The 24,965-nt window shown below is 47.8% G+C and carries 23 protein-coding genes and 1 pseudogene; 11 read left to right on the top strand and 13 right to left on the bottom strand.

Annotation, left to right across the window (positions count from 1 at the left end; all coding sequences use genetic code 11):
- Position 1: 1 nt before the first annotated feature.
- The 5 genes from Z042_RS08110 to Z042_RS08090 all read right to left on the bottom strand — a co-directional run bounded on the left by Z042_RS08110 (position 2) and on the right by Z042_RS08090 (position 6,168).
- Positions 2 to 991 carry an ABC transporter permease gene (locus Z042_RS08110; protein WP_024914466.1) on the bottom strand — a complete coding sequence of 330 codons (990 nt, stop codon included), beginning with the start codon at positions 989 to 991 and terminating at the stop codon, positions 2 to 4.
- A complete protein-coding gene (locus tag Z042_RS08105) occupies positions 984 to 2,489 on the bottom strand; it encodes a sugar ABC transporter ATP-binding protein (protein WP_024914465.1) in 1,506 nt (501 codons plus the stop codon). Before Z042_RS08105 ends, Z042_RS08110 begins: the two co-directional genes overlap by 8 nt.
- 3 nt (positions 2,490 to 2,492) lie before the next feature.
- Positions 2,493 to 3,476 carry a substrate-binding domain-containing protein gene (locus Z042_RS08100; protein WP_024914464.1) on the bottom strand — a complete coding sequence of 328 codons (984 nt, stop codon included), beginning with the start codon at positions 3,474 to 3,476 and terminating at the stop codon, positions 2,493 to 2,495.
- 32 nt (positions 3,477 to 3,508) lie between these two features.
- The gene (locus tag Z042_RS08095) at positions 3,509 to 4,339 is read right to left on the bottom strand and encodes a DeoR/GlpR family DNA-binding transcription regulator (RefSeq protein WP_024914463.1); all 831 of its coding nucleotides are present in this window, start codon (positions 4,337 to 4,339) and stop codon (positions 3,509 to 3,511) included.
- Positions 4,340 to 4,932: 593 nt separating this feature from the next.
- Positions 4,933 to 6,168, bottom strand: a complete 1,236-nt coding sequence (locus tag Z042_RS08090; RefSeq protein ID WP_024914462.1) for a LysR family transcriptional regulator — start codon at positions 6,166 to 6,168, stop codon at positions 4,933 to 4,935.
- Positions 6,169 to 6,303: 135 nt separating this feature from the next.
- On the opposite strand from Z042_RS08090, the gene Z042_RS08085 reads away from it, so the two are divergent.
- From Z042_RS08085 to Z042_RS08065, 5 genes are all read left to right on the top strand, one after another.
- The gene (locus Z042_RS08085; RefSeq protein WP_024914461.1) at positions 6,304 to 7,041 is read left to right on the top strand and encodes a PIG-L deacetylase family protein; all 738 of its coding nucleotides are present in this window, start codon (positions 6,304 to 6,306) and stop codon (positions 7,039 to 7,041) included.
- Positions 7,038 to 7,751: a 4-carboxy-4-hydroxy-2-oxoadipate aldolase/oxaloacetate decarboxylase gene (locus tag Z042_RS08080; RefSeq protein WP_024914460.1), complete on the top strand. Its 714-nt coding sequence runs from the start codon at positions 7,038 to 7,040 to the stop codon at positions 7,749 to 7,751. The genes Z042_RS08085 and Z042_RS08080 overlap by 4 nt, the downstream gene beginning before the upstream one ends.
- 161 nt (positions 7,752 to 7,912) lie before the next feature.
- The gene (locus Z042_RS08075; RefSeq protein ID WP_024914459.1) at positions 7,913 to 9,340 is read left to right on the top strand and encodes an anion permease; all 1,428 of its coding nucleotides are present in this window, start codon (positions 7,913 to 7,915) and stop codon (positions 9,338 to 9,340) included.
- Between the two features lie 118 nt (positions 9,341 to 9,458).
- A complete protein-coding gene (locus Z042_RS08070; RefSeq protein WP_024914458.1) occupies positions 9,459 to 10,226 on the top strand; it encodes a substrate-binding domain-containing protein in 768 nt (255 codons plus the stop codon).
- 84 nt (positions 10,227 to 10,310) lie between these two features.
- A complete protein-coding gene (locus Z042_RS08065) occupies positions 10,311 to 10,844 on the top strand; it encodes a GNAT family N-acetyltransferase (RefSeq protein WP_081758508.1) in 534 nt (177 codons plus the stop codon).
- 612 nt (positions 10,845 to 11,456) lie between these two features.
- Here the strand turns inward: Z042_RS08065 and Z042_RS25890 are convergent.
- A complete protein-coding gene (locus Z042_RS25890; protein ID WP_154666901.1) occupies positions 11,457 to 11,606 on the bottom strand; it encodes an RHS repeat protein in 150 nt (49 codons plus the stop codon).
- A 43-nt stretch (positions 11,607 to 11,649) separates the two neighbouring features.
- On the opposite strand from Z042_RS25890, the gene Z042_RS24885 reads away from it, so the two are divergent.
- Positions 11,650 to 11,811, top strand: coding sequence for a SymE family type I addiction module toxin (locus tag Z042_RS24885; protein WP_236849228.1), 162 nt, complete (start codon positions 11,650 to 11,652; stop codon positions 11,809 to 11,811).
- On the top strand, positions 11,808 to 12,065 hold the full coding sequence (locus tag Z042_RS25885) for a hypothetical protein (RefSeq protein ID WP_236849227.1): 258 nt from the start codon (positions 11,808 to 11,810) through the stop codon (positions 12,063 to 12,065). Before Z042_RS24885 ends, Z042_RS25885 begins: the two co-directional genes overlap by 4 nt.
- Before the next feature lie 169 nt (positions 12,066 to 12,234).
- Here the strand turns inward: Z042_RS25885 and Z042_RS08055 are convergent, their stop codons facing one another.
- Together Z042_RS08055 and Z042_RS26495 are read right to left on the bottom strand one after the other, a co-directional pair.
- Positions 12,235 to 12,678 (bottom strand): DUF6386 family protein, encoded by a 444-nt coding sequence (locus Z042_RS08055; RefSeq protein WP_024914456.1) that lies wholly within the window; start codon positions 12,676 to 12,678, stop codon positions 12,235 to 12,237.
- Between the two features lie 416 nt (positions 12,679 to 13,094).
- Positions 13,095 to 13,979 (bottom strand): annotated as a pseudogene (locus Z042_RS26495) (RHS repeat domain-containing protein); the annotation flags it as partial.
- Positions 13,980 to 14,048: 69 nt separating this feature from the next.
- Here Z042_RS26495 and Z042_RS26490 point away from each other — a divergent pair.
- The 4 genes from Z042_RS26490 to Z042_RS08030 all read left to right on the top strand — a co-directional run bounded on the left by Z042_RS26490 (position 14,049) and on the right by Z042_RS08030 (position 15,891).
- Positions 14,049 to 14,207 (top strand): SymE family type I addiction module toxin, encoded by a 159-nt coding sequence (locus Z042_RS26490; protein ID WP_071882807.1) that lies wholly within the window; start codon positions 14,049 to 14,051, stop codon positions 14,205 to 14,207.
- A 69-nt stretch (positions 14,208 to 14,276) separates the two neighbouring features.
- Positions 14,277 to 15,385, top strand: a protein-coding gene (locus Z042_RS08035; protein ID WP_154666899.1) for an IS3 family transposase whose coding sequence is annotated in 2 segments (ribosomal slippage) — positions 14,277 to 14,529 and positions 14,529 to 15,385 — 1,110 coding nt in all. Because the reading frame shifts where the segments join, the coding sequence is not laid out codon by codon here.
- Between the two features lie 63 nt (positions 15,386 to 15,448).
- Complete coding sequence (locus Z042_RS26825; protein WP_071882805.1) at positions 15,449 to 15,541, top strand: SymE family type I addiction module toxin; 93 nt, start codon at positions 15,449 to 15,451, stop codon at positions 15,539 to 15,541.
- Positions 15,538 to 15,891, top strand: coding sequence for a SymE family type I addiction module toxin (locus Z042_RS08030; RefSeq protein WP_024911331.1), 354 nt, complete (start codon positions 15,538 to 15,540; stop codon positions 15,889 to 15,891). The genes Z042_RS26825 and Z042_RS08030 overlap by 4 nt, the downstream gene beginning before the upstream one ends.
- A 45-nt stretch (positions 15,892 to 15,936) precedes the next feature.
- Here the strand turns inward: Z042_RS08030 and Z042_RS08025 are convergent, their stop codons facing one another.
- The 5 genes from Z042_RS08025 to Z042_RS08005 all read right to left on the bottom strand — a co-directional run bounded on the left by Z042_RS08025 (position 15,937) and on the right by Z042_RS08005 (position 24,948).
- Positions 15,937 to 16,260 carry a hypothetical protein gene (locus Z042_RS08025; protein WP_024911330.1) on the bottom strand — a complete coding sequence of 108 codons (324 nt, stop codon included), beginning with the start codon at positions 16,258 to 16,260 and terminating at the stop codon, positions 15,937 to 15,939.
- 4 nt (positions 16,261 to 16,264) lie between these two features.
- Complete coding sequence (locus tag Z042_RS08020) at positions 16,265 to 20,908, bottom strand: RHS repeat-associated core domain-containing protein (protein WP_024911329.1); 4,644 nt, start codon at positions 20,906 to 20,908, stop codon at positions 16,265 to 16,267.
- Positions 20,901 to 21,344: a DUF1795 domain-containing protein gene (locus Z042_RS08015; RefSeq protein WP_024911328.1), complete on the bottom strand. Its 444-nt coding sequence runs from the start codon at positions 21,342 to 21,344 to the stop codon at positions 20,901 to 20,903. The genes Z042_RS08020 and Z042_RS08015 overlap by 8 nt, the downstream gene beginning before the upstream one ends.
- 15 nt (positions 21,345 to 21,359) lie before the next feature.
- Positions 21,360 to 23,414, bottom strand: coding sequence for a type VI secretion system Vgr family protein (locus Z042_RS08010; RefSeq protein ID WP_081758423.1), 2,055 nt, complete (start codon positions 23,412 to 23,414; stop codon positions 21,360 to 21,362).
- Positions 23,415 to 23,613: 199 nt separating this feature from the next.
- On the bottom strand, positions 23,614 to 24,948 hold the full coding sequence (locus Z042_RS08005; protein WP_024911326.1) for a VasL domain-containing protein: 1,335 nt from the start codon (positions 24,946 to 24,948) through the stop codon (positions 23,614 to 23,616).
- Positions 24,949 to 24,965: the final 17 nt, after the last annotated feature.

The raw sequence follows: 24,965 nt of genomic DNA, 5'->3' as shown, positions 1-24,965 counted from the left end.
GTCAGACGAAGCTGACATCGGTTTCTTTACGCTTTTTGTAATGGGTAACGGCAATGGCCAGCATGATCACGCCACCAATTACGATGTTCATAAAGTAGTCAGAGACGCCAATAAGATTCAGGCCATTTTTCAGGATGGCGATCAGAAATACCCCCATCAATGTGCCGACAACGGTGCCTTTCCCCCCCATCAAACTCGCTCCGCCAAGGACTGTCGCGGCCAGCACGTCAAGCTCCCGCCCTACCAACGCATTAGGAACAACTTCCCCCATGCGATAAACCTGTACCATCCCGCCAATCGCGGCTAATGCCCCCAGATAGCCATAGGCAAATATGTGGATCAATCCGACGCGAATCCCTATTCGGCGGGCAGACTCCTGATCTCCGCCTACCGCATAGAGCTGGCGACCGAGGTGCGTTTTATTGAGTAATATCCAGGTCAGCAGAGTGATGCCGAGCATGACAATAAGTGGAAGACCAATCTGGAAATGTTGCCCGTGGAGTTGAAACGGCAGCACGCTGCGCAGAGTTACCCACCATTCAGGTAAGGAATACAGGCTTCGGCCATCAGTCAGCCACATAAGAATGCCGAACAGCAGTGACTGCATGCTGATGGTTATGATGATCGACACAATGCGTAACGAATAAATCAATACCGCATTGACCATGCCAAATAGTGCGCCGCAGAAGACTGCGAGTAAAAGACTTAAAAAGGCGTTATCAAACTGAAACTGGATGAATAGCGTAGCAATCAGGTATTGCACCACGGATGCTACAGCCGCAAAGGAAATATCGATACCGCCCGTCACTAATACGACGAACAGGCCCAGGGCAAAGATACCTGTAACAGCGTAGCTTTCGGTAAGATCCAGTAGATTTTGCACGGTTAAAAACTGGTCACTGGCAAAAGAGAAAATGATGAAACAGCACAGTAGCACCCAGGCAAGCCACCCTTGGCTGGATTGTGGTTTGAAAAAGGATAAGTTAGGCATTGATTACCTCCGCCAACGTCTGTTGTTCCACGCTGCTCGGCTGGTATTCGGCATTTACAGTACCATTTCGGAAATGCAAAATACGGTCACAGTTGTAATAGACTTCAGGCACTTCGTCAGAGATCAGGATGATTGCTAATCCCTCCTGAGCTAACTGGTGGATCAGGCGGTAAATGCTGGCTTTAGCCCCCACGTCTACACCGACTGTTGGTGAGTCAAGAATCAGGATTTTAGGCTGTGTTAACACCCATTTTGCGAGCACAATTTTTTGCTGATTCCCCCCGGAAAGGGTAGCGATGGCATGATTAGGGTCGGCGACTCGAACCCCCAACTGGTTGATCCATTCAAGAATTAGCTTGTTTTTTCGGTATTCATCGATCAAATGAAAGCGATTACGTAGTTGATCCAGAATCGAAAGAACCATGTTGTCAGCTACCGACTGTTGTTGTATCAACCCTAAGGTCAATCGGTCTTCTGAAACGTAACCAATCCCTCCTTTAATCGCATCTTCGTGGCTGCGAAACTGGACGGGTTTACTGTCGAGCCAGATTTTCCCACTATCTGGTCGTGTCATGCCAAACAGCGACAGTGCCAATTCTGTTCGGCCAGAACCCAGCAGCCCGCAGAGTCCAAGAACTTCACCTTCATAGAGTTTGAAGTTGACGTTCTGATATTGCCCTGCTCGCGTTAAGTTCTCGACTTCGAGTAATGCCCGCCCAAGATTGGCATTGGGAGCCTTTAACTGATAATCAAGTTTCAATCCTGTCATCAATTCAGTGAGGCGGTGGCTGTCAATTTCACTTGCTGGCCAGGTGCCAATTTTTCGGCCATCACGTATCACAGTGACTCGGTCTGAGATTTCCAAGACTTCGTCCAAACGGTGGCTGACAAAAACTACGCAAATATTTTTATCTTTCAGATAACGAACAGTACGTAATAGCTGATTGACTTCGGTACGGGTAAGGGAGGCCGTTGGTTCATCCATAATCACCAACCGTGCCTCAGCGACTAATGCGCGACAGATCGCAACTTGCTGACGCTGAGCAATCGATAACTCAGACACCGTGGTATCCAGATTCAAGTTAAATTGCAGCTCGTTGATAACGCGTTCTGCGGTTTGACGAAGTTGTTTAACGCGGTACCAGCCGAGTAAACTGTTTAAGTTATGTTCGAATGCTATGTTCTCTGCCACACTAAGATTTGGAAATAACGAAAGATCCTGATAAATCACCTGAATACCAAAATCATGTGCTTTTTTAGGCGTTAAACGGGGAAAGCGTTCGCCCTTGCCAAGGGTAATAGTGCTGCCACTATCTGGGGCATGAACCCCGGAAATAACCTTGATTAGCGTGCTCTTACCACAGCCGTTAGTACCGGCCAGGCAGTGCACTTCTCCTGCCATTAACGACAGCGATATCTCACTTAATGCGCGGTGGCCACCGAAGGTTTTCGACAGGTTTTCTAGCGCAATCAGCCGGTGTGGTTCGATACGAGTCATCGCTTACAGCCCCAGTTTTACCAGTTTTGGCAGGTTAGCTTTATCCAAACTTTCGGTGCTATTACCTAAGATCGTGTGCCCTTTCTCGTCGACTTTGACTTTGCCTAGCCCTTCAATCGTCATTCCGTCAGTAATCGGTTCTTTCTTTTGCATCATGTCGGCAACGCGGATAAATACTTCGCCAGCGGTCATTGGGTTCCAGATATAGCCGCCTTTAATCGCTCCACGATTAACCAAGGAGGCACCCTGCCCCGGGCTGAAGGCCCCGATTACACAAACCTGGTCTGTTTTTTGACGCGTCATCACAGCTCGGCCCGCGCCAATAGGGCCACTGGAACCGAATGCCAAAATCCCTTTCATGTCAGAATATTTCGACATCAGTTCATTAGTGGTACGGATGGAATCATCTAAGGATTCACCAACACCAAATTTGTCAGAAACCAACTCCATCTTTGGGTAATGTTGTTTTTGATATTCAAGGGCGGCATCGGTCCATTGGTTATGCAGTGGGACTGTCAGACTCCCCACGTACATTGCGTATTTGCCTTCTTCGTGCATGCATTCCGCCAACGCTTTCATGTTGGTGATGCCATAAGAAGCCGAATCCACCAATTCAAAGTCCCAATTGGCATATTTTTGGCCCGGTGATTCGTGGGTAATGACTTGAATTCCAGCCTCTTGAGCTCGCTTCAGAACGGGTTCAAGCACTTTGGGGTCATTCGGTACAACACCGATAATGTCAACTTTCTGTGCAATTAAATCTTCGATGGCACGAACCTGAAGAGCTGGATCAGCGGAAGTGGGTCCAACTTGCCAAGCATCAATACCGCGTTTAGCGGCTTCGCTTTTAATTCCAGCTTCCATGGCGTTAAACCATGGAATACCCCCAATTTTTACCACGATACCCATGCGCAATTTCTCTGCTGAGTGGACGTAAGTGGTAGAAAACAGAGTGAACAAGGTACAGGTAATAAGTGTTTTTTTCATTTTAATCTCCGGTCGTTATTTTAATAATGGATTTATGAATTAATTATCTGCGTTGGTTGAGAACGTTGAGAGCAATCAATGATATTGACTCCGTTCCATGCTAACTCTTGTTTTAATTCTTTATCTTTTATGCTGTCTGTAATTAAGAAATCTACATCTCGGTAGTGGCAAATCCGTGCAAATGATGGATGAAGAAACTTACTGGAATCCATTAGTAAATATTTTCTTTCCGAGGCGAGCAACATTTGCTGCTTCAGATGAGCATTATTTTCATGCCCTTCTCGAAGATACCCATCGTTGTCTAAACTTCTGCAAGAAAAAAAGACTTTATTGATTAAAAAGTCTTTTAATGGTTTTTCGGTTACCAGGCCATTAAAGTCTTCATAACGTATTGAATATTCTCCGCCGAGACATATTGTGCGGATATTACTTTTAGGTGCCAGCGTTTGAACGGCACGTAAAGAGTTGGTTAATACCGTTAACTCGATATCGGGTAACTGGCGAGACAAAAACCAACATGTCGTACTGCTATCAAGCAATATACAGTCGCCAGGGCTCACAAAATCCAGTGCGCGTTTTGCAATCTGCATTTTTTGTTGAATATTTTCATTTATACGTTGATTAAATGACAACGCATGTTCATCGGGAGCTGTTTTATTTGATATAGAATTACCTTGATTTTTCCGAGTAATAACTGCTCCACCGTGTGTACGATATAAAAGCCCTTTTTTCTCTAGCGTTGCCAAGTCTCGTCGAATTGTTTCCTGTGATACCTGAAGTAATTCAACCAATTCAAAAACCAGAATGCGGCCATTTTTATTTAACTCTTCAAATATCTGACGCTGACGTTCAATTGGCATCATGGTGACCCCCGATTTCGATCCAAGATAGTAAATTATCCGGAGTGCAGAACGTGCCCGACGTATCAGTCCAAGGGTGACAAACTGCCCTCCTCCAGTTAAGTGATTTGAATCAAACAAAAAATGAAAATTAATTATATTCTCATTAAATTTGTTAGATACAAATCACACTAATGCGGCTAATAAAGCAATTAAAAACCATTCATGATGCTGAGAAAAATTTGGCTTCATCGCCATATCATGCCCGAATATGACCGAATATGTGGGTTTGACCGTTTCGCGTATGATGAGAATGGTGATTTCTTTGAGAACGGCAGGCTTTGAGCACCTTTGCTCAGCCTGCTACGCTCAAGTTTGGCAACCGACTGAGCGTATCAGGCTGAAGGTAGAATGGGAGGGCGAACATCAAAAAGGGTATGATTTTTACCGAGCAGAAGTAAAGGCGGGTTCTGTGAGAATCCTTGCAAAATACAGAAGAACCTTCTGGGGGGAATGCCTATCTACAATACCTATCGCATCCCCCCTATTTTGATAAGATGGCCGCAATGCCGCGTTCTAACATCGGCATAGCGCCTATTACCCTGTATCAAAAAAGATTATTTACCTTTATCCGAGTTAATCACTTCACGTATACAGTTGAGCAAAGCGTCGGTCGCGGGCGAATTCAAGGCTCCTTGGCGAGTCATCAGGCCGATCTCTCGTCGTGTACCTGCAAGATTGATAGATAAGGGCACAAGAATGCCTTCTGATACTTCATAATCCAGTTGATGCGAAGAAACCGCTGCAACCATATCAGAGCCAAGCAGCAGCGCGCGGACCACGGCGGGATCGCCACTTTCTACTACTGGTTTGGGTGATGCTAACCCCATTTTATCAAATGCGGCTTCCAGCAGATGGCGCGATGGTGCGTGGTTGCGGGGTAGAACCCATTGAATATCATTCAATTCCTGATTTTTTATCGCACGACCAGAGAGCGGATGATTGGGGCGTGCCAGCAGAATCAACTCTTCTCCAAATAGCATTTCGCTATGGATATCTAAAAGGGTTTCCTCATTACGCAATGCGCCAATAATGAAATCAATATCACCAGCACGCAGCTCTGTCAGCAGAGCCGTAAATCCACTCTCATTAGTGACCATTTTTATGCCTGGATGACGAGAAATAAGCTTAATCATGGCTTGCGGCAACAGACGAGCCCGGCTTAATGGCAAGGCCCCCACGCGAACAGAACCGGTCAATGCCCCTCTATGCGCGGTGATTTCCTCTGGAATATGATGGAGCGAGTTCAATGCCCGGCTGATACAGGGAGCGATTTCATGACCGGCAGGCGTGGGTATCATCCCTTTTGGCGTGCGATGGAACAAAGGCATGCCAGCCCCCTTTTCCAAGACTTTCAACGCTGCGCTTACCGCCGACTGGGTGATATCCAATGCCTGCGCGGCAGGCAGAGTGTGATGCTGGCGATAGAGAGAAAGAAAGATCTGCAACCGACGTTCGTTATACAACCATATAGGCTCAATATCTTCTCCCCCCTGCTCGTCGCGTTGTTGCAGCCGACGCAGCAATGCCGGAACTCGAATCAACTCTTCCATGGCAGAATGAGCTCTTGGGAGAATGAGTTTGCCTAAATCTGTTAACAGCATGCCTTTAGCGTGACGCTCAAATAATGAGATGGCTAAAGTGTGTTCAAGATCACGAATAGAACGAGTAATCGCTGACTGTGTGCGAAATAAATTAAGCGCAGCCAAAGATGCAGCACCCTGCTTAGCCGTCATGCAAAATGCTCTTATTTGCATAATTTTTATTGAGTTATGTTCATTCTTTTTCCGCATTTTTCGTCGCATTATTTTGCTTTATATTTTCAGCATAAATAAAACTTGTCGCTCGGGCAATAAAACTCACTATTTCCCACTAATTAAGCCATGCCAGAATTCCAAACAGATAAAGCAGGAAAAAAGGAAAATAATATGGCAATAATTTCACAAAAAACGGCCTTGGTGGTTAGCGCTCATTCGGCTGATTTTGTCTGGCGTGCTGGCGGAGCTATCGCTTTGCATGTTGAACGAGGCTATCAAGTGCACATTGTCTGCCTTTCTTACGGCGAACGTGGGGAGTCTGCCAAATTATGGCGCAAAGGCAGCATGACGGAGGAAATAGTAAAAGCGAGCCGCCACGCTGAAGCGGAAGCGGCGGCAAATGTGCTTGGTGCCAGCATTGAGTTTTTCGATATGGGCGACTATCCGCTACGGGCAGATAAAGAAGACCTGTTCCGCTTAGCGGACGTATTCCGCCGCGTACAGCCTCATTTTATCCTCACTCACTCGTTGGCCGATCCCTATAACTACGATCACCCCCTGGCAGCCAACCTGACCCAAGAGGCCCGTATTATTGCTCAGGCGGAAGGATACCGACCGGGTGAAACCATCATTGGCGCTCCGCCGGTGTACTGCTTTGAGCCACATCAGCCGGAACAATGCGGCTGGAAACCCGACGTCCTGCTGGATATCACATCAGTATGGGAGAAAAAATATGCTGCCATTCAATGCATGGCCGGCCAGGAACATTTATGGGAATACTACACGCGTGTGGCATTGCAGCGTGGGGTACAGGCGAAGCGCAATATCGGTATTGCCAGCAACCAGATCATCATTCATGGGGAAGGTTATCAAAGCCTCTTCCCGCGCGTAACGGAGGATCTGTCATGAACCTGATTAATATGAAAGGCGTGGTAGTCACACATATTGAACGTGCGGAACGCTCTCTGCTACAGCGATTCGCTGAATACGGGGTAGCGACAGTGCATGAAGCCCAGCAGCGCCAGGGTTTATTGGATAGGCGCATTAAACCTATTCAGCAAGGGCGCTGTATTGCTGGCAGTGCGGTGACGGTGTTGGTTACACCCGGAGATAACTGGATGTTCCATGTGGCCGTAGAGCAGTGCCAACCAGGCGATGTGCTGCTAGTGGCGCCAACCTCTGAGTGCCATGATGGCTTTTTTGGCGATCTGCTCGCAACCTCATTACAGGCACGAGGCGTAGTGGCCCTGGTTGGGGATATTGGTATCCGCGATAGCCAGACCCTGCGTGAAATGAACTTCCCTGTGTGGTCGAGTGCGGTTTGGGCTCAAGGCACGGTGAAAGCCACGCTTGGCTCGGTCAACGTGCCGGTGATCTGCGCAGGCCAATTGGTCAACCCCGGCGATATTGTCGTGGCAGACGATGATGGCGTAGTGATTGTGCCTGGGAAGCAGGCGATTGCCATTGCAGATGCCGCACAGACACGGGGGGAACTAGAAATAAGCAAACGCCAGCGTTTGGCTAACGGCGAACTCGGGCTGGATATCTACCAAATGCGTGAACCCTTGGCAAAAAAAGGGCTACGTTACGTCAATAACCTTAACGATTTAACGCTATAAGAATAAATAAGCCCGAGCTCTGCAACCGGATAGCATACCTATCCGAAGTCTTTAAGGATTGGGCAGCCCATTAAATCAGCCAGCAATAACAAAGATATTGACGTTTATCGAATGCCAGTAAGTTTCAGTATTACAACACCTTGGAAAGGGGAAACTACAGCATGAAAAATAAGATCTGGAAATTATGTATCCTAGTAATGATACCGCTTATAATCTGGTTTATTCCACCACCAGAAGGGTTGACAGAGGCATCATGGCGTCTGTCTGGATTCTATCTGGCTGCTATTTGTGGCCTTATTTTAAAGCCGTTTTCTGAAGCGGTAGTGTTGTTAGGCGTTGTAGGTTTTGCAGGATTCTTCCTTAATAACACCGGTCAAATACTGGTTGGATATGCAACATCAACAGTCTGGTTAGTGTTTGCTGCCTTCGGTATCAGTATTTCTTTTGTTAAAACGGGATTAGGGCGGCGGATTGCGTTTCACATGATCCGCTTCTGTGGTGGGACAACGCTTCGTCTCGGGTATGTGACCGCTTTCCTGGAGTTTGTTATTTCTCCTGTAACGCCGTCGAACACGGCACGAAGCGGAGGGATTGTCTTCCCCATCATCCTATCAGTAGTAAAAGCGTTGGGGTCAGAACCCGGCGATACGGCAAAGAAAGCGGGCTCTTATTTGATGTCCAATATCTACTTTGTCATGAAGGTCAGCAGTTTTATGTTTATTACTGCGATGGCACCCAATTTACTGGCTGCTGATTTCGCTGCAAAAATTCTGGATATTCATCTTGACTGGGGTGTTTGGGCTCTCGCCATGATAGTTCCCGGCCTGGTATTACTGCTTATTGTTCCCGCAGTTGGCTATTATCTTGATAAACCAGAATTAACCAAAGTGGATAACAAAAAAATTGCGGATGAAGGTTTGACAGAATTGGGGCCGATAACACGCAATGAAAAACTTTTAATAGGTATCTTTGTTTCAGCCCTTCTCGGTTGGGCAATGCCCTCCATCCTTGGGCAATTGTTTGGCATCACGCTCAAAATTGATGCAACAGCGGTTGCCATTATGGCAATGGCACTGTGTATTCTGTTAGGTGTCATAAAGTGGGATGATGTGCTTCAAAATAAAGGCGCTTGGAATACGCTACTTTGGTTTGGCGGTATCATTGGTCTGGCAAGTGCGCTGAGTAAAGAAAAAGTATTTGATTGGTTAGCTAATTTAATACAGAGCAATGTCGATTTTGGGCACAATCCATTTATTGCATTAACGATTATCGGCTTCCTGAGTATTATCATCCGTTATTTCTTTGCTTCTGCCAGTTCATACGCCATTGCCATGCTTCCCGTGTTCCTCACCGTAGGTAAAGTTGCGGGCGCCGATCCCATGGCTCTGGCTCTGGTCTTAGCTGCAACCAACTCTTACGGCGGTGCATTAACGCACTATGGCGGCGGCTCAGCCCCCATTATTTTTGGCGCTGGCTATAGCAATGTAAAACAATGGTGGGTCTCTGGAGCAGTTATTGCAACGGTATGTTTTATTGTGACAATGACTGTCGGTTATATTTGGTGGGAGTTACTGGGTTTTGTTAAGTAACATTGCTTACCAATAGATTTATTCAGCCAATTTAAACGTTATATTGCCACTAAAGGCAAGGGGTTCTTGTTTTTAGTGGCATGCCTGTTGAGGTATTTTAACCATGGAGATACATATAATGAAATATACGAATGTAATCCTTTGTATGAGTATCGCCAATCTTAGCGCTGCGGCGCCGGTAGCTATTTCGTCCAATCAGCCAACGACTCTGCGGATCATTTCTTCGATGGCCACTCGTCAGCTTTTGACCGAACTTACAGAGCAATTTGAGCTACAGTCAAAATACCGGATTGAGCTTGAGTCAATGGGGGGCGTGGATGCAGCCAAATGCGTAGAGGCTGGCGGAGTCTTTGATGTGGTGATCCTCGCTGCCAGCGCGATCAACAAGCTGATTGATTCAGGCAATATTTTGCCTAATAGCCGTGTTGATCTGGTTAAGTCAGGCGTGGCGATGGCGGTGAAAGAAGGGGCACGAATTTTTGATATCAGCAACGAGGCAAGGGTAAAACAGGCCGTTTTAGCAGCCAAAACGATCGGTTACTCAACCGGCCCGAGTGGCACATACCTGACTGAACTTTTCGAGCGCTGGGGAATTGCTGAGCAAGTTAAAGAGCGTCTTGTAAAAACCCCACCCGGAGTCCCTGTTGGTTCTCTGGTCGCTAAAGGTGAGGTGGAGCTTGGATTTCAGCAGCTTAGTGAACTACTACATCTGAAAGGCATTGTGATCCTTGGGCCTCTGCCCGCAGATATTCAGATAATGACTCATTTTTCAGCTGGTATCCCTGTTAATTGCAATCAGCAAGAAGCCGTTAAAGTACTGCTGAGTTTCCTTACATCGCCTACGGCTACAGAAGCCAAAATCAGGAACGGTATGGCACCGCTCTGAGCAAGCTCATTTTCAGCCCCTGTTGCAGACAGCCGCTTAGGGTAAACTCACTCTCAAACTAACGATCTGAAAGGCCGAAACAAGATGCCGATCAGCAAGTATAATATTCATGCCGGGCATAATTTTCGGTATGTACCTCCAAGCGCAGCTAAAGAAACACAAGGTATTTCCATGTTTATAAGAATTGCTGATATAGCCGATGTTGCTGAAATGTTTCGTGTCCGGCTCAGTGTAAATGAAAATAAAGCAACCATGGCTGATTTAGCCAAGTACGGGGTAACGCCAGAATCTCTCCCCAAAATGTTATTGAATAACGGCCGCGGGTGGGTAGTGGAGATTGATGGAGTAATAAGAGCTTTCGCGATGGCTGACGCTGATAAATCGACAGTTTTTGCATTATTCATAGAGCCAGGTTACGAAAGACAAGGCATTGGTCGCAAACTCATGAATGAAGCAGAGAAATGGCTTACCGAGATGGGGTGTATACAAATTTGGCTCGAGACAGACAGAAATCCACAGGTACGAGCGAACGGTTTTTACCGCCATATTGGCTGGACTGAGAGTAACATCCAGCCTGATGGGCAGGTTAAATTCATTAAAATTATTCATAGCAGATAACTACCATCTCAGCATTAACCGAATGTTACGGTTTTCCGTAATGCATTAAAAGAAGCTCTAATCTGGAATTCTATCTCTTCTTTTTCGTGCCCCCCAGAATGGTAAGCAAGAAAGATAAAACCGCCAGCAACAACACAGGATGGGCAAGTGTCATCTTTGCAATGAGCCTCAATTCTAGCGATCATGATGTTATTAACATTGCTTTTGTATGGGTTATAAGAGAATTTTTATTTATACATGTATCAATAAAAAATGGAATATACAGATGCTGTGACAATACAAACCAGGAAAATCCCAATTAAGCCTTCCTGATCATACTTAATCAAAATCTATATCATAAAACGTATACTTAATATTTTTTATAAATTCGACAATTTGGAGCGACCTATCATCTATATTTTGATAAATCAAACAGTCCTTCTCCAATTGATTTACAATACTTAAGCAATGTTCATCTTTCTCATCCATTGCGTCATAAAACTCCTGATTGCATAAATCAAACATTCTTGAAAAAAGTGAGTTAGATACTTTGCTCTGTGACCTGGCGCGTGCATTGTAACGATATTGGGCTCGTATCTCTTTGTTTTCACCGAGTTGGCTCAACAAACCGGATCAATCATAATGATATTGCCGGGTAGAGCCATCGGCCAATACACGCTCAAGCAGCTTTCCACCCGGTGAATGGGTAAAATGCTCAGTTCGCTGCAAAGCGTTTTGAACCGCACTGAGCTGACCAAAATCATCATAGATAAATCGTGTCACATTATCGGGCTTGCCTGGCTTTCCTCCACCTGATTCGGGTTACTTGGCCACATTTATCCCCATTGGTTGTCCGACCACCATGCCGGAAATCAACCCACAGCTTTCAATAAAACTGTTGGAGCAGCACGGCTTTTTAACCGGCCAGCCGGTGGCGGTCAATATTGAACAGGGAAGATTGATTATTCAGGTGGGGGAGAGTTTATGAACTGGACTCATATTATAAAGACAACCACAGGCGAGTTTATTCCCGAGCTGATTATCGATGGTGAGGATATTATTAGAGCAGGGTTTACACCCGGCACCATATTTAAGATAGAACCATGCCAGGATAGACTGATAATAACGTTAGTCTCCAATAAGGCAAAGATTGAGCGGTTATTATTAGAGGTGAACGCAGATCCTAATATTGGCGTGGACTGGATAAGGGACAATGACGAGCCATATCTGGCGGGGGAATAGCTGACCCAGTGCGGCCTAGCCGGGCAACCGCTGGCGATCAGCTTGATGCTTGGCAAGGTGATGATTCAAGTACAGCAGGGTGATATGCTGGTGTAACAGCTAATAAAAATAGCCGGGAAAGATTATTTCTAAAACTTCCCGGCATTTCAGTGAAAACGATTTAAATTAACTAGATCCGCACCAATGATTCGATTTTATTAGTGTTTTCACTAGAAGGTATAAAAGATATTAATATTATTTCATCATCTCTTTTGAAAGATACAGAGTAATTGTTTACTGGAAGTTTAAAAGTTTTTCCCGAGATAGAATCTGAGCTATCCGGCTCTAAATCACCACCAGTTGCGTCCTCTCCAGCTCCAATAAAAACCTCCCCTGAAGGTACTTTCAAAAATAAAGTTCCATCTGGATTATTGATCTTATCCACAACATCTACTTTATAGACACCATCATCTAGCAGACCTAAAAAAATGATATTCCCTTTATTGACTTCATCTATTTCATCCTCTGGTAAACTCCACCAATCAGCTGTATCGTTAATTCGATGCTTGATAGCCTGAAAATCAAATATAGACAAAGTCGCAGTATCTGTTGAGAATGAAAATGAATTACCCATGCCCTCTCCTTAAATAAATATGACATCACTTATTATATCTCCAGGATTAAGACCTGCTTTTCTCCCAGCATTTTTCAAAGAACTACCAACGCTTTTATTAATTGACTCATTTAGCATTTGCAGTTTTTGAGTTGCAGAGCCACCTACAATTAAATCAACAGGTGGTCTGCATTTAATTTAGAAAGATCAGCTGGTTTACCAAATATTCTCTCGAAACGTTCGGCAACAGCTTTTCTATACGAACTTTGCAGAGAAGATATCCTTACATCGTGGGTTCCAGGTAACCAAACTAATTCTCCTCGCTTAGCCGCTCTACTCAGTGCATTTTGCTTTTTCTGAAACTGTTGCTCAAGGTAAGCACGCTCTTTATCTGATAGATTCTTACTACTTAATATTTTGGGTTTATTAACCGTCAGCACTTTCGCATTAGGACATGTAGCTAAGCCTAGCGGGTCTATCCAACTTAACGGATTTGGCACATACGCATACAGGTTCAGCCCCCCCGCCAGCCCTATCGGGTCCGAACATAAATACTGCCCGGTTTCACCATCATAATAGCGAAAACGATTGTAGTGCAACCCGGATTCCGCATCCGCATACTGACCCGCAAAACGCAGGTTGCAGGCGAGCTTGGCTGACGGCAGAGGCCTCTCATCCAGCGGTGGGCTGTCGATAATACGCAATTTACGGATACGTCGCCCAAAGGCATCATACCCGTAACGCCAACGTTCACCTTTCGGCGTCATCAGCTCCGCCAACTGGTCCTGCTCATTCCAGCGGTAACGCCACACCTGTGGCCGGAATCCCTCTTTCTGTTCACGTTTTTCAACCAGCCTTCCGGCTGCGTCGTAACGGTATTGGCTGTTGCCCCGCGAGACTACCCTCCCCGCCTGCTGAGACTGCGCTGTCTGTTGTAATACCGCTCCAGCACCGCGTGGCAAATGGGTATGTGAGACCAGGTTCTGATTCGCGTCGTAGCTGAAATGCTCCTGCAATGGCAGAAAGCCGCCAAAGTCCGCCCGCACCACCTAGTCATTCTGGTCATACTGGTAGTGTGTTTTGCCCCAACGCCCATCATCAATACCCACCACATTATAAGCCGGGTCATACTGCCAACTGCGATTGACCGCGCTGCCATTCAGCCTTTCGGTAATCAGTTGGCCTGCGTCGTCATAGTCAAATTCAACCACGGCCTCTGCATTGACGGCTTTGACCAGACGCCCTTGAATGTCATAGTCATAACTGACTGTTGCGACCAACGTGGAACTCACTGCATCACAACGCCAGGTGTTGTATTTAAGATAGAACAGTATCGGAATGGGCTAGTCATTACTTTAGCCACTAATAAGGCAGAGATTGAACGGTTATTATTGGAAGTGGGCCCCCATCCCCATATCGGCGCGGACTGGGTACGAGATAATGGTGAGTTATATCTGGCCGGAGACTGGCTGACACAATACTGCCTGACCAGGCAACCGCTGGCGATCAACGTGATGTCCGGCAAGGTGGTGATTCAGGTACAGCTGTAGTCCCCCCTGAATTTAGTCTTACCGCTTAATGGAGTTCTCTGGTTAAAATGCAACCAATGGAAGCTCATCATGAAGAAAGCGCGTTTCACTGAAACTCAGATCCTGAGGGTCCTGAAAGAAGTTGAAGGGGGTCGACATGTGAAGGATGTGTGCCGTGAAAACGGTGTGTCGGAAGCCAGCTATTATAACTGGAAATCTAAATACGGCGGCATGGAGTCCTCTGATATCAAACGAATGAAAGAGCTGGAAGAGGAAAACCGTCGGTTAAAGCAGATGTATGCTTCCTTGAGCTTAGATCATGAAATTCTTAAGGATGTTGTTTCAAAAAAACTTTAACGGTACCCGAAAAGCGTGAGCTGGTGCGTTACGTCATGACGGAACATCAGGCCAGCGAACGACGCGGGTGCCGGATTATCGGTATCAGTCGAAGCCTGTTGCATTATTGCCCGAACACAGTACGGGATCTGCCTGTGGTTGAGGCGCTACAAAAACTGGCGCATCAGTATCCGGCCTATGGTTTTGGACTTATGTTCAATAAGTTACGCCAAGCAGGATTACTGTGGAATGCAAAGCGGGTTTACCGGATCTATCGATTGTTAAAACTCAACTTCCGACGCAAAGGAAAAAAACGCTTACCGAACAGGCATCCACAGCCGTTGGTTATTCCACATAAAATGAACCACTGTTGGTCAGTTGATTTTATGAGTGATGCCTTGAGCGACGGGCGGCGATTCCGGTTATTTAACGTAGTTGATGACTTTAACCGGGAAGCACTGGCAATCGAAGTTGACTTGAATATACCGGCTCATCGTGTTGTGCGCATTCTGGAGCGATTAAGTGCAGAACGCGGCTACCCGACTTATATACGAAGTGATAACGGGCCAGAACTCACTGCCGCAGCCTTATCCGAGTGGGCAGAGATGCATGGAGTGATACTCGATTTTATTCAGCCCGGAAAGCCGATGCAGAACGGATTTATCGAGCGATTTAACAAAACGTTGCGAACAGAAATACTTGATATGTATCTGTTCAGAACATTGTCTGAAGTACGTGAACTCACAGAAGACTGGCGCACAGAATATAACGAGGAACGCCCACATAGCTCACTGGGTGATATGCCACCGGTTATCTATGCGAGGCAAAAACTGGCCGGAGATCCTCATTGGCGGTGGTACTAAAAACTGGAGGGACTACAGTTGGCCGACCACCATGCCGGAAATCAACCCACAGCTTTCAATTAAATGTTGGAGCAGCACGGCTTTTTAACCGGCCAGTCGGTCACGGTCAATATTGAACAGGGAAGATTGATTATTCAGGTGGGGGATAATGTATGAACGGCGTTAATATAACAGGCACAACCACCGATGAGTTTATTCCTGATCTGAACATTAATAACGAGGATATTATTCAGGCAGGGTTTACGCCCGGCGCTGTATTTAAGATAGAGCAATATTGGGATGGGCTGATAATTACCCTCGCCGCCTATGAGATGGAGGCAAAGCGGTTATTATTGGAGGTGGATACTCACCCCCATATCGGTGCGGACTGGATACGGGATAACGGTGAGCTGTATCTGGCAGGAGACTGGCTGACACAAAGCTATCTGACAGGGCAACCACTGGCGATTAGCGTGATTCCTGGTAAGGTGATAGTTCAGGTACAACAAGGTAATATGCAAGCATAGTTATGGATAAAACAGCCGGAATAGAGCATCCATTCCGGCTGGTATTTATATAGAATAGGGATATAAACAAGTTTTTAAGGTTTCTAATTTTATACTTTCGTCAGTTTTCCTTCCCTCTTCCTTATCTAATCGCTCAAGCTTAGATAATATGAAATCTTCATTGGGTATGTTTTTCTTGAAATATGATGATGTCGATTTATCATGAAGATCATCGATTTCAAGTAACTTTTCTAGCACACTATTTATGAATGGGCTACCCGCAAACAATATTGACTCTGTTTCCTCACAGGAAAACTTAAGATAAATAATAGCTCTTTTCAAAGCTATTACTTCTCCTTGTGAAAAACTTATACTTTTTTCTCTTGTCATGATATTAACACGTCCCTCTAGATTCTATTTGGTTTCTTGTCATTCCCAATCGTTGTTCATAATCCAGATGAGATAAGGAACCATATGGATTCTTTCCTGCATGTATAATCTCACCTATTTTTAATCTACCATCATGAACAAATTCAAGATCTGAAGATAATTTTATACTCCCTGCCTGCCCAGGGTCTGTTTTAAATATAATAGCATAATCACCGCGACCTTCGTATCTAGGGTTGCCAATAAAAACATCCCTCATGACATCTTGTGGTGTCATTAATATATCGGTTATATAGACCTTCCCTTTTACATTCGCTTCTATAACACCACTATTTAGAATGTTTTGCATTCCAAAGAAATCAGTATAGTGAATAAATACTCCATCAGGAGTTAATCCAAGTGGGTCCATCCACCCTAACGGGTTCGGCGCATACTGATAAAGATTTATCCCCCCCGCCAGCCCTATCGGGTCAGGCTGCGTAAACCGCCCACACTCAGGAGCATAGTACCTGAAGGTATTATAATGCAACCCGGTCTCTTCATCATAATACTGCCCGGCAAAACGTAAATTCTGTTTTGCCGAATAAGGTGACAGCGTACTTTTCTCCTGCTTGACCCGGCCAAACAAATCCGCCTGGAGCTGCTGCCAGACCGTATTTCCATGCGCATCGCTCAGCAGCAGCGGCATACCATTGGCCTCGGCATGCATAAACCAAAGATCACCAGACTCCGTGCCATCTGCCGTTTCAGAGTCATTACAGTCAAACCGGGCCAGCGGCGTATAGCTGCCGTTATGGTAGAAGTAGTAGGTTAACGCCTGGTTTGATGCCTGCTCACCGCACAGCTGCATCCCCTGCCAGTAAAATTCTGTCCTCTTCTCTCCCTCACACGGATGGGTGAAACTCAGCGTTTTGGCAATTCGTCGCCCCAGTGCATCATAGTCATAACTGACCCGCTTATAGCGTGGGTGCCGGGTGAATTCTACAGACGTGACACGGTTATCACTGTCGTAGTGAAAATGTTGTTCAACCCCGTTACGTTGGTTGGCACGCCGCCGCATCCGCCCGAATTCATCATAGTCGTAACGGAAATTCCCCGCCCGCTCAACCTGGTTGTTCCAGGCGACCTCTGTGTTGTTAAGCAGATTTCCGGCCGCATCATACCGGAATGTTTCTGGCTCCATATTGGTATAACGGGCAAGTATCTGGCCGGCTTCATCATAGTGATAATCAACCGTCTGAGTTTCCCCGTAATCAAAGAAACCGTCACCCTGCCCCAGGGTCAGTTTCATCGTCTGAAGCTGGCTTTGCCGGTCATAGCGGTAATGCCGCGCCACTTTGGCACGAAAGAGGTGATTTGTTGTGCTCGCCCGGGAAAGCTTTGCCGTCACCCTTCCCAAAGCGTCATATTCTGTCTGTTCCGTCAAAGCCCCTTGTGTGCGACCGATCTCACGGTGCAGGTTGTCGCGCGTATATTCGGCCAGTAAATATTGTTGCGAACCGTGGGTGAACTCACTTTGCAACAGATGACCACTGCCATAGTAAAAATGCCGCAGCTCGCTTTTGTCGGGGAATGCCGTTTTGAGCAGATTACCGAGCTCATCATATTCGTAGCGATACTGCCCATGATGATTATGTTCTTCCGTTAACTGGCCGAAAGCGTCAAACAAAAAGGACAGGGTTTGATAATCCGGCTTTTGGTTTTCGGATAACGCCTGTTGATAATCCTCTTGCCGGATATGCTTGATATGCAGTTCTTTGGCCTTATATTCATATTCGGTACGGTAGTCCATACGCTCTTTCAGGGACAACCTGCCTATTTTATCCCGCACCAGCGTGGTCTGGAGCTTACCGCCCTCACTGCCCACCACTGTGTCCTTAATCAGGAAACCTAATCGGTCATAGGATAATTGCCGTACCGTGCCGTCAAGCCGAACTTCCTGGGTCATCTCATCAAGCACATTGTAAGAGAAACGATAAGGTTCCCCTTTTTCGTTATACAGTGTGCTTAAACGCCCGTAGTTGTCATATTCCAAACGCAACGTCTTTCCGTTACGCTTCTGCTCAGTGATCTGGCCGCGTGCATTGTAACGATATTGGGCTCGTATCTCTTTGTTTTCACCGAGTTGGCTCAACAAACCGGATGAATCATAATGATATTGCCGGGTAGAGCCATCAGCCAATACACGCTCAAGCAACTTTCCACCCGGTGAATGGGTAAAATGCTCCGTTTGCTGCAAGGCATTTTGAACCGCACTGAGCTGACCAAAATCATCATAGATAAATCGTGTCACATTACCGGAACAATCTGTCTGGCTCTGTAATTGCCCACGCATGTTATAGCTATAGTGTGTTTCGTTATTTTTCGCATCACGCTGATAAATGCGGTTACCAGCACCATCATAAACAAATGATGATTCTCCCCCCTCGGGGTCGGTCAGCAAGACTAAATCACCTTTGCTGTTATATTGGTAGTGCCAGGCTCCGCCATTAGGCATCACTCTCACCAAAGGATAAGCAAAATCATCATCCCATTTGGTGTGTGTCTTTTGCCCTTCAGGATCGGCGGTATGAGCTAAATTTCCGTATAAATCATATTCAAATGCCCATGTATTACCGGCTGCATCGATGACCTGAGTTAATTTGTCTTCCTCACTCCAGGTAAACTGCCAAACATTATCCAGCTCATCGACATAGTCGCTGATAAGGTAATTCTTCCCCCAACGGCGATAGCTGCTGCCTTTGCCCACTTCAACCACTTCGACCTGCTTGAGTAACAAATCATAGTGAAGCTGCATCGATTCCAGCACAACCTCACCTTCCCATAACGTATGCTCAACGACCCGATAATGGGCTTTCTCTCCTTCCAGTGCAGGAAACAGTTGGTAGCGATAGGAAGCCATCAGGCCGGTTGCATAACCGTGGCTCGTCATAAGGTGATGGTCAGGATCATAACCATAACGCCGCGTTGTCACTCCGTCGGCATCACTCACACGGATTAGCTCGCCCCGTTCATTGTAGTGATACTGCACCAGGATTTTTTCGACCTTTTCCTGCCGACGATAAATAACCTGCTTTGCTTCGGTCAGGCGTGAAAGTAGCGGATCATAGCCAAAAATCACCTGCAGTTGCTGCACATCATCAATAATCTGCTGCAACCGGCCCTCAGGATCGTAATGGTATTCCAGTTTATTTTCATGGCGGTCAAGCTGTTGGTGCAAGCGGAAGTGATTTGTCTTGAGTGGATTCTCCTCAAACAGATAAAACGCGCCAAAATCTGTTTGCAGCAAGAACTGATTATATGAACTGCGGTAAAGCGTAAAACCTTCATCGATATAGCGCGCACTCATGCCTTTAAGCAGCACGCCCAGCCCTAATTCACGCCCCGAACGATCGATGTAGAAGATTGCCTCTTCACCGTGTTGGTCACGGATTTCCAGCGAAAACTCAAAAGGCAGACTCCAACCGGCACCTAAAACGCCTTCATGGGCATTATGGCTGTTATACATACGTTGCCAGAACAGGGGAATTTGTCCTTCCAGCACAAAATCCTGTTCCGCCTCACCCGCCAATACCTTGCTGCCTCTGGCATAATGTATAGGGTGATTTGATGAGGTGGCACGAGAAAGTGCTTCCCCAACCGCAGCAGAACCAACCGTCGTGACCGCCGTAACGGCAGTATCAATCAACAAGTCACAGGCCGCACTTTTCAAACAGGTCATAATTGCCTGTCGGCCCGCAGCAGCCAGCCCAACCAAGATCCCACCGACGATTTCACCAAGCATCGACATAAAAGGGTTCTTACCGCTCTGGATATCCCGCACAACCACGCTGTCACCGCCAATACGCACCTTGCTCCCCTCCTGCTTTGGCGCAATCTTGGCTTCACAGGTACTACGATCGTCTTTACGGCAGGCGGGCTGACTATTAATCTGAACGCGTTTTGAGCCTTCTGCAAGATAAGGCCCACCACTGTTAAAGTGCCATTTGGTACAAACAATCTTGTCCATATCCGCAGGCGAGGCATTTGGATCCGCGCTGGCAACGGTAGGTGACATGATACTATTGCCGACTGATGCCCAAAAGCCGGGTTTAGCCGCCTGATTTTCATTCACAGGCGGGGCATTACCTCCTTTTTCTGCCTCGGCTCCACTATCTGCCGTTAATGCTTCATGTGCTGACATCAGTGCGCCAACAGGCGTTGTCCACTTCAGCAACGTCAATCCTTTTTGTAGGATCCCTTCTGCAATCTGTTCCGCTTTACCTTTTGGTGGGTGCTCTTTGTCATAAGCGATTAAACTTAGCAAAGCCTCCCGCTTCATTTTTCCGGCAGCACGCGCTGCAGGAAGTTTTTTGGTGTGGACATTATCAGAGCCGGTAATGATCAGGCCATCTTCGGAAGGAGGAAACCAGCTTGCTACGGTATCAGCTACGGCATCAACGGCTTCACCAAAAACAAAACCTACCGCAAGCCCAACCGCAGCCCCCACAAGTAAAGAGGCAGGAAAAGTTACCGCCATCGCAGCACACGCGATGGCCCCCGCTGCCGCATAAATAGCACCTTTAACGACCCCCGATACAAAATCTGCAAGTAACGAGGTATGCAGCAAGACATCCGTTTCTCTGGCTGCCAAATACTTCCCGTCACTCATGAGGTATCTCCTTTAATAATTGATACCACTGAGGAGTCAGCACAAAGTCAGATTTAATGCGTTCCCAGTTAGCCAAATCTTCATTATCGAATACACGAAGTTGCGTATAGGTAAAGGTAATAAAATAGGCGTGCTGTTTTATCAGCAAATTCATCTGATATTGTTTGATATTGGATTGATCAAACATACAGAAAAACTCCATCCCTTTCAGGGTGAGAGCGTTACCCAATATCGCCTCTTTGGTTTCCCCCAGAATGATCGTCTTAAATTCTTTCTGAAATAGATTTCTCTGTAATTCTACCGTTTCAGCTAAAGAAAGCTCTGCCGGCATTTCACCGCGCACAATTGTTAGGCTGGATTTCTCTTTAGGGAATTTTAAAATTGTCATGCTGCTGTCAGCATACTCAAACGGCAGCGTTAGAGTGCCCTCATTCATGCAATAATCCATGTCTTACTTCCCTCCATTTCCTGAGAAAGCGCTGGCCACCGCACTATTAATATCTCCAACACTCGGGCCTGCCGTAGTCCCTGGTTTAGCATCATCCATATTCAGATCCAGTAAACTCCCCGCCGTAATCTGGCCAAGGTCTTTAGCATATATATTGAAGTTATTGCATATCAGAGAGATATTACCGGTTTCAGCATTCATTTCTAATACGGCATCCCCACAAACGAGCCGTAATCCTTTCGCCGAAGCCATAAGAATGCCGCCACCTACATTGGTAATTTTATCGCCACCCACCAACGTATTTTGCATTTCCTTAACCTGAATACCCTGGTTAGCCAATATCTGGACAGACTGATTTTCTCCGATCTGCACAGTCTGATTTAAAGTGACGCTTTCAGCATGATTGGCAAGCACCGCCGTGGTACGATCATTCAGCACCACCGTATTCATATCCTTCTGCGCATGCAGAAACAGCCCTTCGGCGCCTTTGCTGTCCTCAAAACGCAGTTCGTTGTACCCTTCCCCCTTATGGGTTTTTGAGCGGAACGCCATCTGGGTTTTCGCCGCTGGCAAACCTATCGACGGCAGGTTATTGGCGTGATAGGTACGCCCAGTCACTATCGGTTGATCCGGGTCGCCGTGCAGAAAATCCACCACCACTTCCTGCCCGATACGCGGGATGGCAATCATCCCCCAGCCCTGGCCCGCCCACGGTTGGGTCACCCGTATCCAGCACGAGCTGTTGTCGTCGCTCTGCCCGTAACGGTCCCACAAGAATTGCAGCCGGATACGGCCGAACTCGTCACAATAGATTTCCTCAGACGCCGGCCCCACCACCATCGCAATCTGTGGGCCGTCCATCGCCGGTTTTGGCAACGGCGTTGGTCGCCAGGTCTGGGTGTGCGGAATAAAGCTGAACTGGTTGCTCAGGTAGGTGCCCTGTTCACCCGATTCCTGCTCCAGCGCCTGCGGCTGGCTGCCAGAATGCTGGATCGCCAACAGCTGCCACGGATGATTCAGATCACCCCGCGGGTGGTTATAAAGACTGAACAGTTGCCCCGGTTGCAGGGTGAAATCATTGCTCTGCCCTTGCCCCAGGTTGGCGTCATTACGCAGGCCTTCCAGGCGGTAACGGGTAAAATCCTGCCCGTGCTGCTCGTCTTTGAAACGCCCAGGGAAGTCAAAGTGTTCGTAGTCGGGCCGCTGGTTTTGCAACTCGCCCGACTGCTTGCTGAACGCCGCTGCCCAGTACGGGTTTTTAAAGGTGTAATCTTTCAGTTGCACCATCGCGGGCCGCACCTGCGCACTGCGGGTGAAGGTGGTGATACACAGCTCTTGCGCCTGGGCCGCCACGTTGGGGTTATACGGCAGAGGCGCCCCCTTCGGCAGCGAACCGACGTCATCAGCGTACACAATGGTGTTCTTGCCCGTGCTGAATTCGAAGTAGTAGAAAATCCCTTCTTCGGCCGTCAGGCGCTGGATGAAATCAAAATCCGTTTCATTATATTGCACGCAGAATTCACGGGCCGGATGCGGGTTGCGGAACGCAAAGGCAAACTCGTTGATGCCGTTTTCTTTCAGCAGGGTGGTGATGATGCTTTCGATGTTTTCCTGTTGGAAGATGCGGGAGTTGCGGCGCAGGCTGGTGCGCCACAGCGCCGGGCGGATCACCATGCTGTAACGGGTCTGGTGAAAACCGGTGTCCCCCTGTTCAAAGCTGGCAACCATGCCGGTCACACTGCGTTGTAGTACGCCTTCGCGCCAGATAAACAGTGTCGCATCCTGGTCCAGCACCGCCGCAAAGTCCACCGCCGGGTCGGCACTGGCCAATCCCACGTTCAGCACAAAGGGGGAGGAATACATTTCACTCAGGCTGAAATCCACTACCACGAAGGTCTGCGGGGGCAAACCCACGGCGGTTAACGTGAACTGCAAACCACTGGGTTGAGCCCCGCCCAGAAGCGCATTGGCTGCTGATGAGGCCAGCGACGATGCACCACCGCCTGCGGCCAGATTCAGCGGTTGCACTCCGCCCAGCGCTTTGGCCTGGGTTCCCATGGCGGATTGAGCCAACTCCGCCGCCTGGCTGATGCGTTTCCCCACTGTACCACCCACGGCACCCGCGATACCGCCCACCATGCCCGCTACCTGCTCCCCCTTCAACGACGCTGCGCTCTCCGCAGCCACAATGTTCTTTGGTTGCACACTGCCTTTGAGCTTTTTATCATCAGCAAACATAACTTTTCCTTCCTGGATGTTAACGCACAGGGTCCGCCTGCCACGTCAATTGGTGATAACGGCTAAGTAACGCATTCCAACGTTCGTCTATCTGCTTCAACAACACGGGAGACACGGGCTGGTGGCTTTCTCTCGCCACGGATAACTGGCGCAGCAATTCTTCCAAGGGAATTTCACGGTTCAGTTCGGTCTGCATCTGATAAACCGCCGTTTTCAGGTAGGAAATCGTCAGGCTGCCGCGCACCTGTTCCTGTTCGAGCAACTTTTCAGACAGCGCCTGCAAGCGCCGCTGTAACTGAAAATAACCACTCCCCGCCGCGTTATTGCCCATCCGGGCTTGCAGTAGCCGTTCCCAGCGCTGGCTTTCCGCCACCTGATTCGGGTTGCTCGGCCACAGTTGACGCGCCATCGCCACCGAGAGTTCAGCAGTGCGCAGCCCTGCCAACGGCGAGAGATTCTCCAGGGTACCCAGTTGTTCACTATAGGTAGCCACCTGCGGATTATTCAGCCATAACAGTGCGGCCCCTTCCGGCTTGGCCGCCAACGCAGCCAGTTGCTGCTGCATCGGTTTAACCAGCACGAAGTACGCCACGGCCGCCAGCAGCAGGCTGAATAACACCCCACCGCCAAACCCCCAGGCCGCCAAGAAACGCTTGGGCGGTGCCGGCGGGGAGACAAATCGCACCTCAATATTCGGCTGTGGCGATTCATCCACCTGGAGTTCCGGTTGTGTGAAGGCGGCACGGATCGGCTCCGTTTCCGGCACCGACAGATACACCATCGACGGCATTTTTAACGGCACTGATGGGGGCTGTTTTGCCGCCTCGTTGGCCGCCTCCAGCCGTTTCGCGGTGTTCTGCATCAGATACAGCAGGTTTTCAATACGCGGGACACGCTTTAATTCAACCTGGTTCAGCTTGTCGCACAACAGCTGCAAGGCACGCTCTGCGCGATACACCAGCCGCAAATCCTCACTGCTAAAATCATGCTGCCGCAGTTGGTTGCCCACCCGGGCATTGAACCATTCCAGTATTTCTGTGCGCGCCTGGGGTTGTTCTGGCCACAGTTGCCCCCATTGGCTGACCACCATGCCGGAAATCAACTCACTACCTTCGGTAAAGCCTGCCAGCCCCTGCATTTGGGTGCGCGCCAGGGTGTAATACACCGCAGTCTGCAAATCGACACCGTTGGTGCGAAACAGCGTCAGCGCCAGCGACTCAATCAGCCGCCAGTTCACCTCTGGCCGTGCCGGGTGATTGATTTTGTTGATTTCTTCACGCAGGGCGCTGAATTCCGGCCAGCTCCGTGGATCAGTACCGGTTTGAATAACGATATCTTGTGAGGTTTCACTCATGCGTATTCATCCTTAAA

Origin of the sequence: Chania multitudinisentens RB-25 (assembly GCF_000520015.2) — a bacterium.
Lineage (GTDB): Bacteria > Pseudomonadota > Gammaproteobacteria > Enterobacterales > Enterobacteriaceae > Chania > Chania multitudinisentens.
Note: the sequence above shows the minus strand (reverse complement) of the source record. Positions and strands in the feature narration are given on the sequence as shown.

Coding starts and splice junctions, on each gene's coding strand:
- Z042_RS08070 (WP_024914458.1), top strand. CDS start 9,459: ATGAAATATACGAATGTAATCCTTTGTATGAGTATCGCCAATCTTAGC.
- Z042_RS08080 (WP_024914460.1), top strand. CDS start 7,038: ATGAACCTGATTAATATGAAAGGCGTGGTAGTCACACATATTGAACGT.
- Z042_RS08005 (WP_024911326.1), bottom strand. CDS start 24,948: ATGAGTGAAACCTCACAAGATATCGTTATTCAAACCGGTACTGATCCA.
- Z042_RS08055 (WP_024914456.1), bottom strand. CDS start 12,678: ATGGGTAATTCATTTTCATTCTCAACAGATACTGCGACTTTGTCTATA.
- Z042_RS08015 (WP_024911328.1), bottom strand. CDS start 21,344: ATGAATGAGGGCACTCTAACGCTGCCGTTTGAGTATGCTGACAGCAGC.
- Z042_RS08075 (WP_024914459.1), top strand. CDS start 7,913: ATGAAAAATAAGATCTGGAAATTATGTATCCTAGTAATGATACCGCTT.
- Z042_RS25885 (WP_236849227.1), top strand. CDS start 11,808: ATGAACTGGACTCATATTATAAAGACAACCACAGGCGAGTTTATTCCC.
- Z042_RS26825 (WP_071882805.1), top strand. CDS start 15,449: ATGTTGGAGCAGCACGGCTTTTTAACCGGCCAGTCGGTCACGGTCAAT.
- Z042_RS08030 (WP_024911331.1), top strand. CDS start 15,538: ATGAACGGCGTTAATATAACAGGCACAACCACCGATGAGTTTATTCCT.
- Z042_RS08100 (WP_024914464.1), bottom strand. CDS start 3,476: ATGAAAAAAACACTTATTACCTGTACCTTGTTCACTCTGTTTTCTACC.
- Z042_RS08010 (WP_081758423.1), bottom strand. CDS start 23,414: ATGGGAACCCAGGCCAAAGCGCTGGGCGGAGTGCAACCGCTGAATCTG.
- Z042_RS08065 (WP_081758508.1), top strand. CDS start 10,311: ATGCCGATCAGCAAGTATAATATTCATGCCGGGCATAATTTTCGGTAT.
- Z042_RS08090 (WP_024914462.1), bottom strand. CDS start 6,168: ATGCGGAAAAAGAATGAACATAACTCAATAAAAATTATGCAAATAAGA.
- Z042_RS08085 (WP_024914461.1), top strand. CDS start 6,304: ATGGCAATAATTTCACAAAAAACGGCCTTGGTGGTTAGCGCTCATTCG.
- Z042_RS08105 (WP_024914465.1), bottom strand. CDS start 2,489: ATGACTCGTATCGAACCACACCGGCTGATTGCGCTAGAAAACCTGTCG.
- Z042_RS08020 (WP_024911329.1), bottom strand. CDS start 20,908: ATGAGTGACGGGAAGTATTTGGCAGCCAGAGAAACGGATGTCTTGCTG.
- Z042_RS08110 (WP_024914466.1), bottom strand. CDS start 991: ATGCCTAACTTATCCTTTTTCAAACCACAATCCAGCCAAGGGTGGCTT.
- Z042_RS08025 (WP_024911330.1), bottom strand. CDS start 16,260: ATGACAAGAGAAAAAAGTATAAGTTTTTCACAAGGAGAAGTAATAGCT.
- Z042_RS08095 (WP_024914463.1), bottom strand. CDS start 4,339: ATGATGCCAATTGAACGTCAGCGTCAGATATTTGAAGAGTTAAATAAA.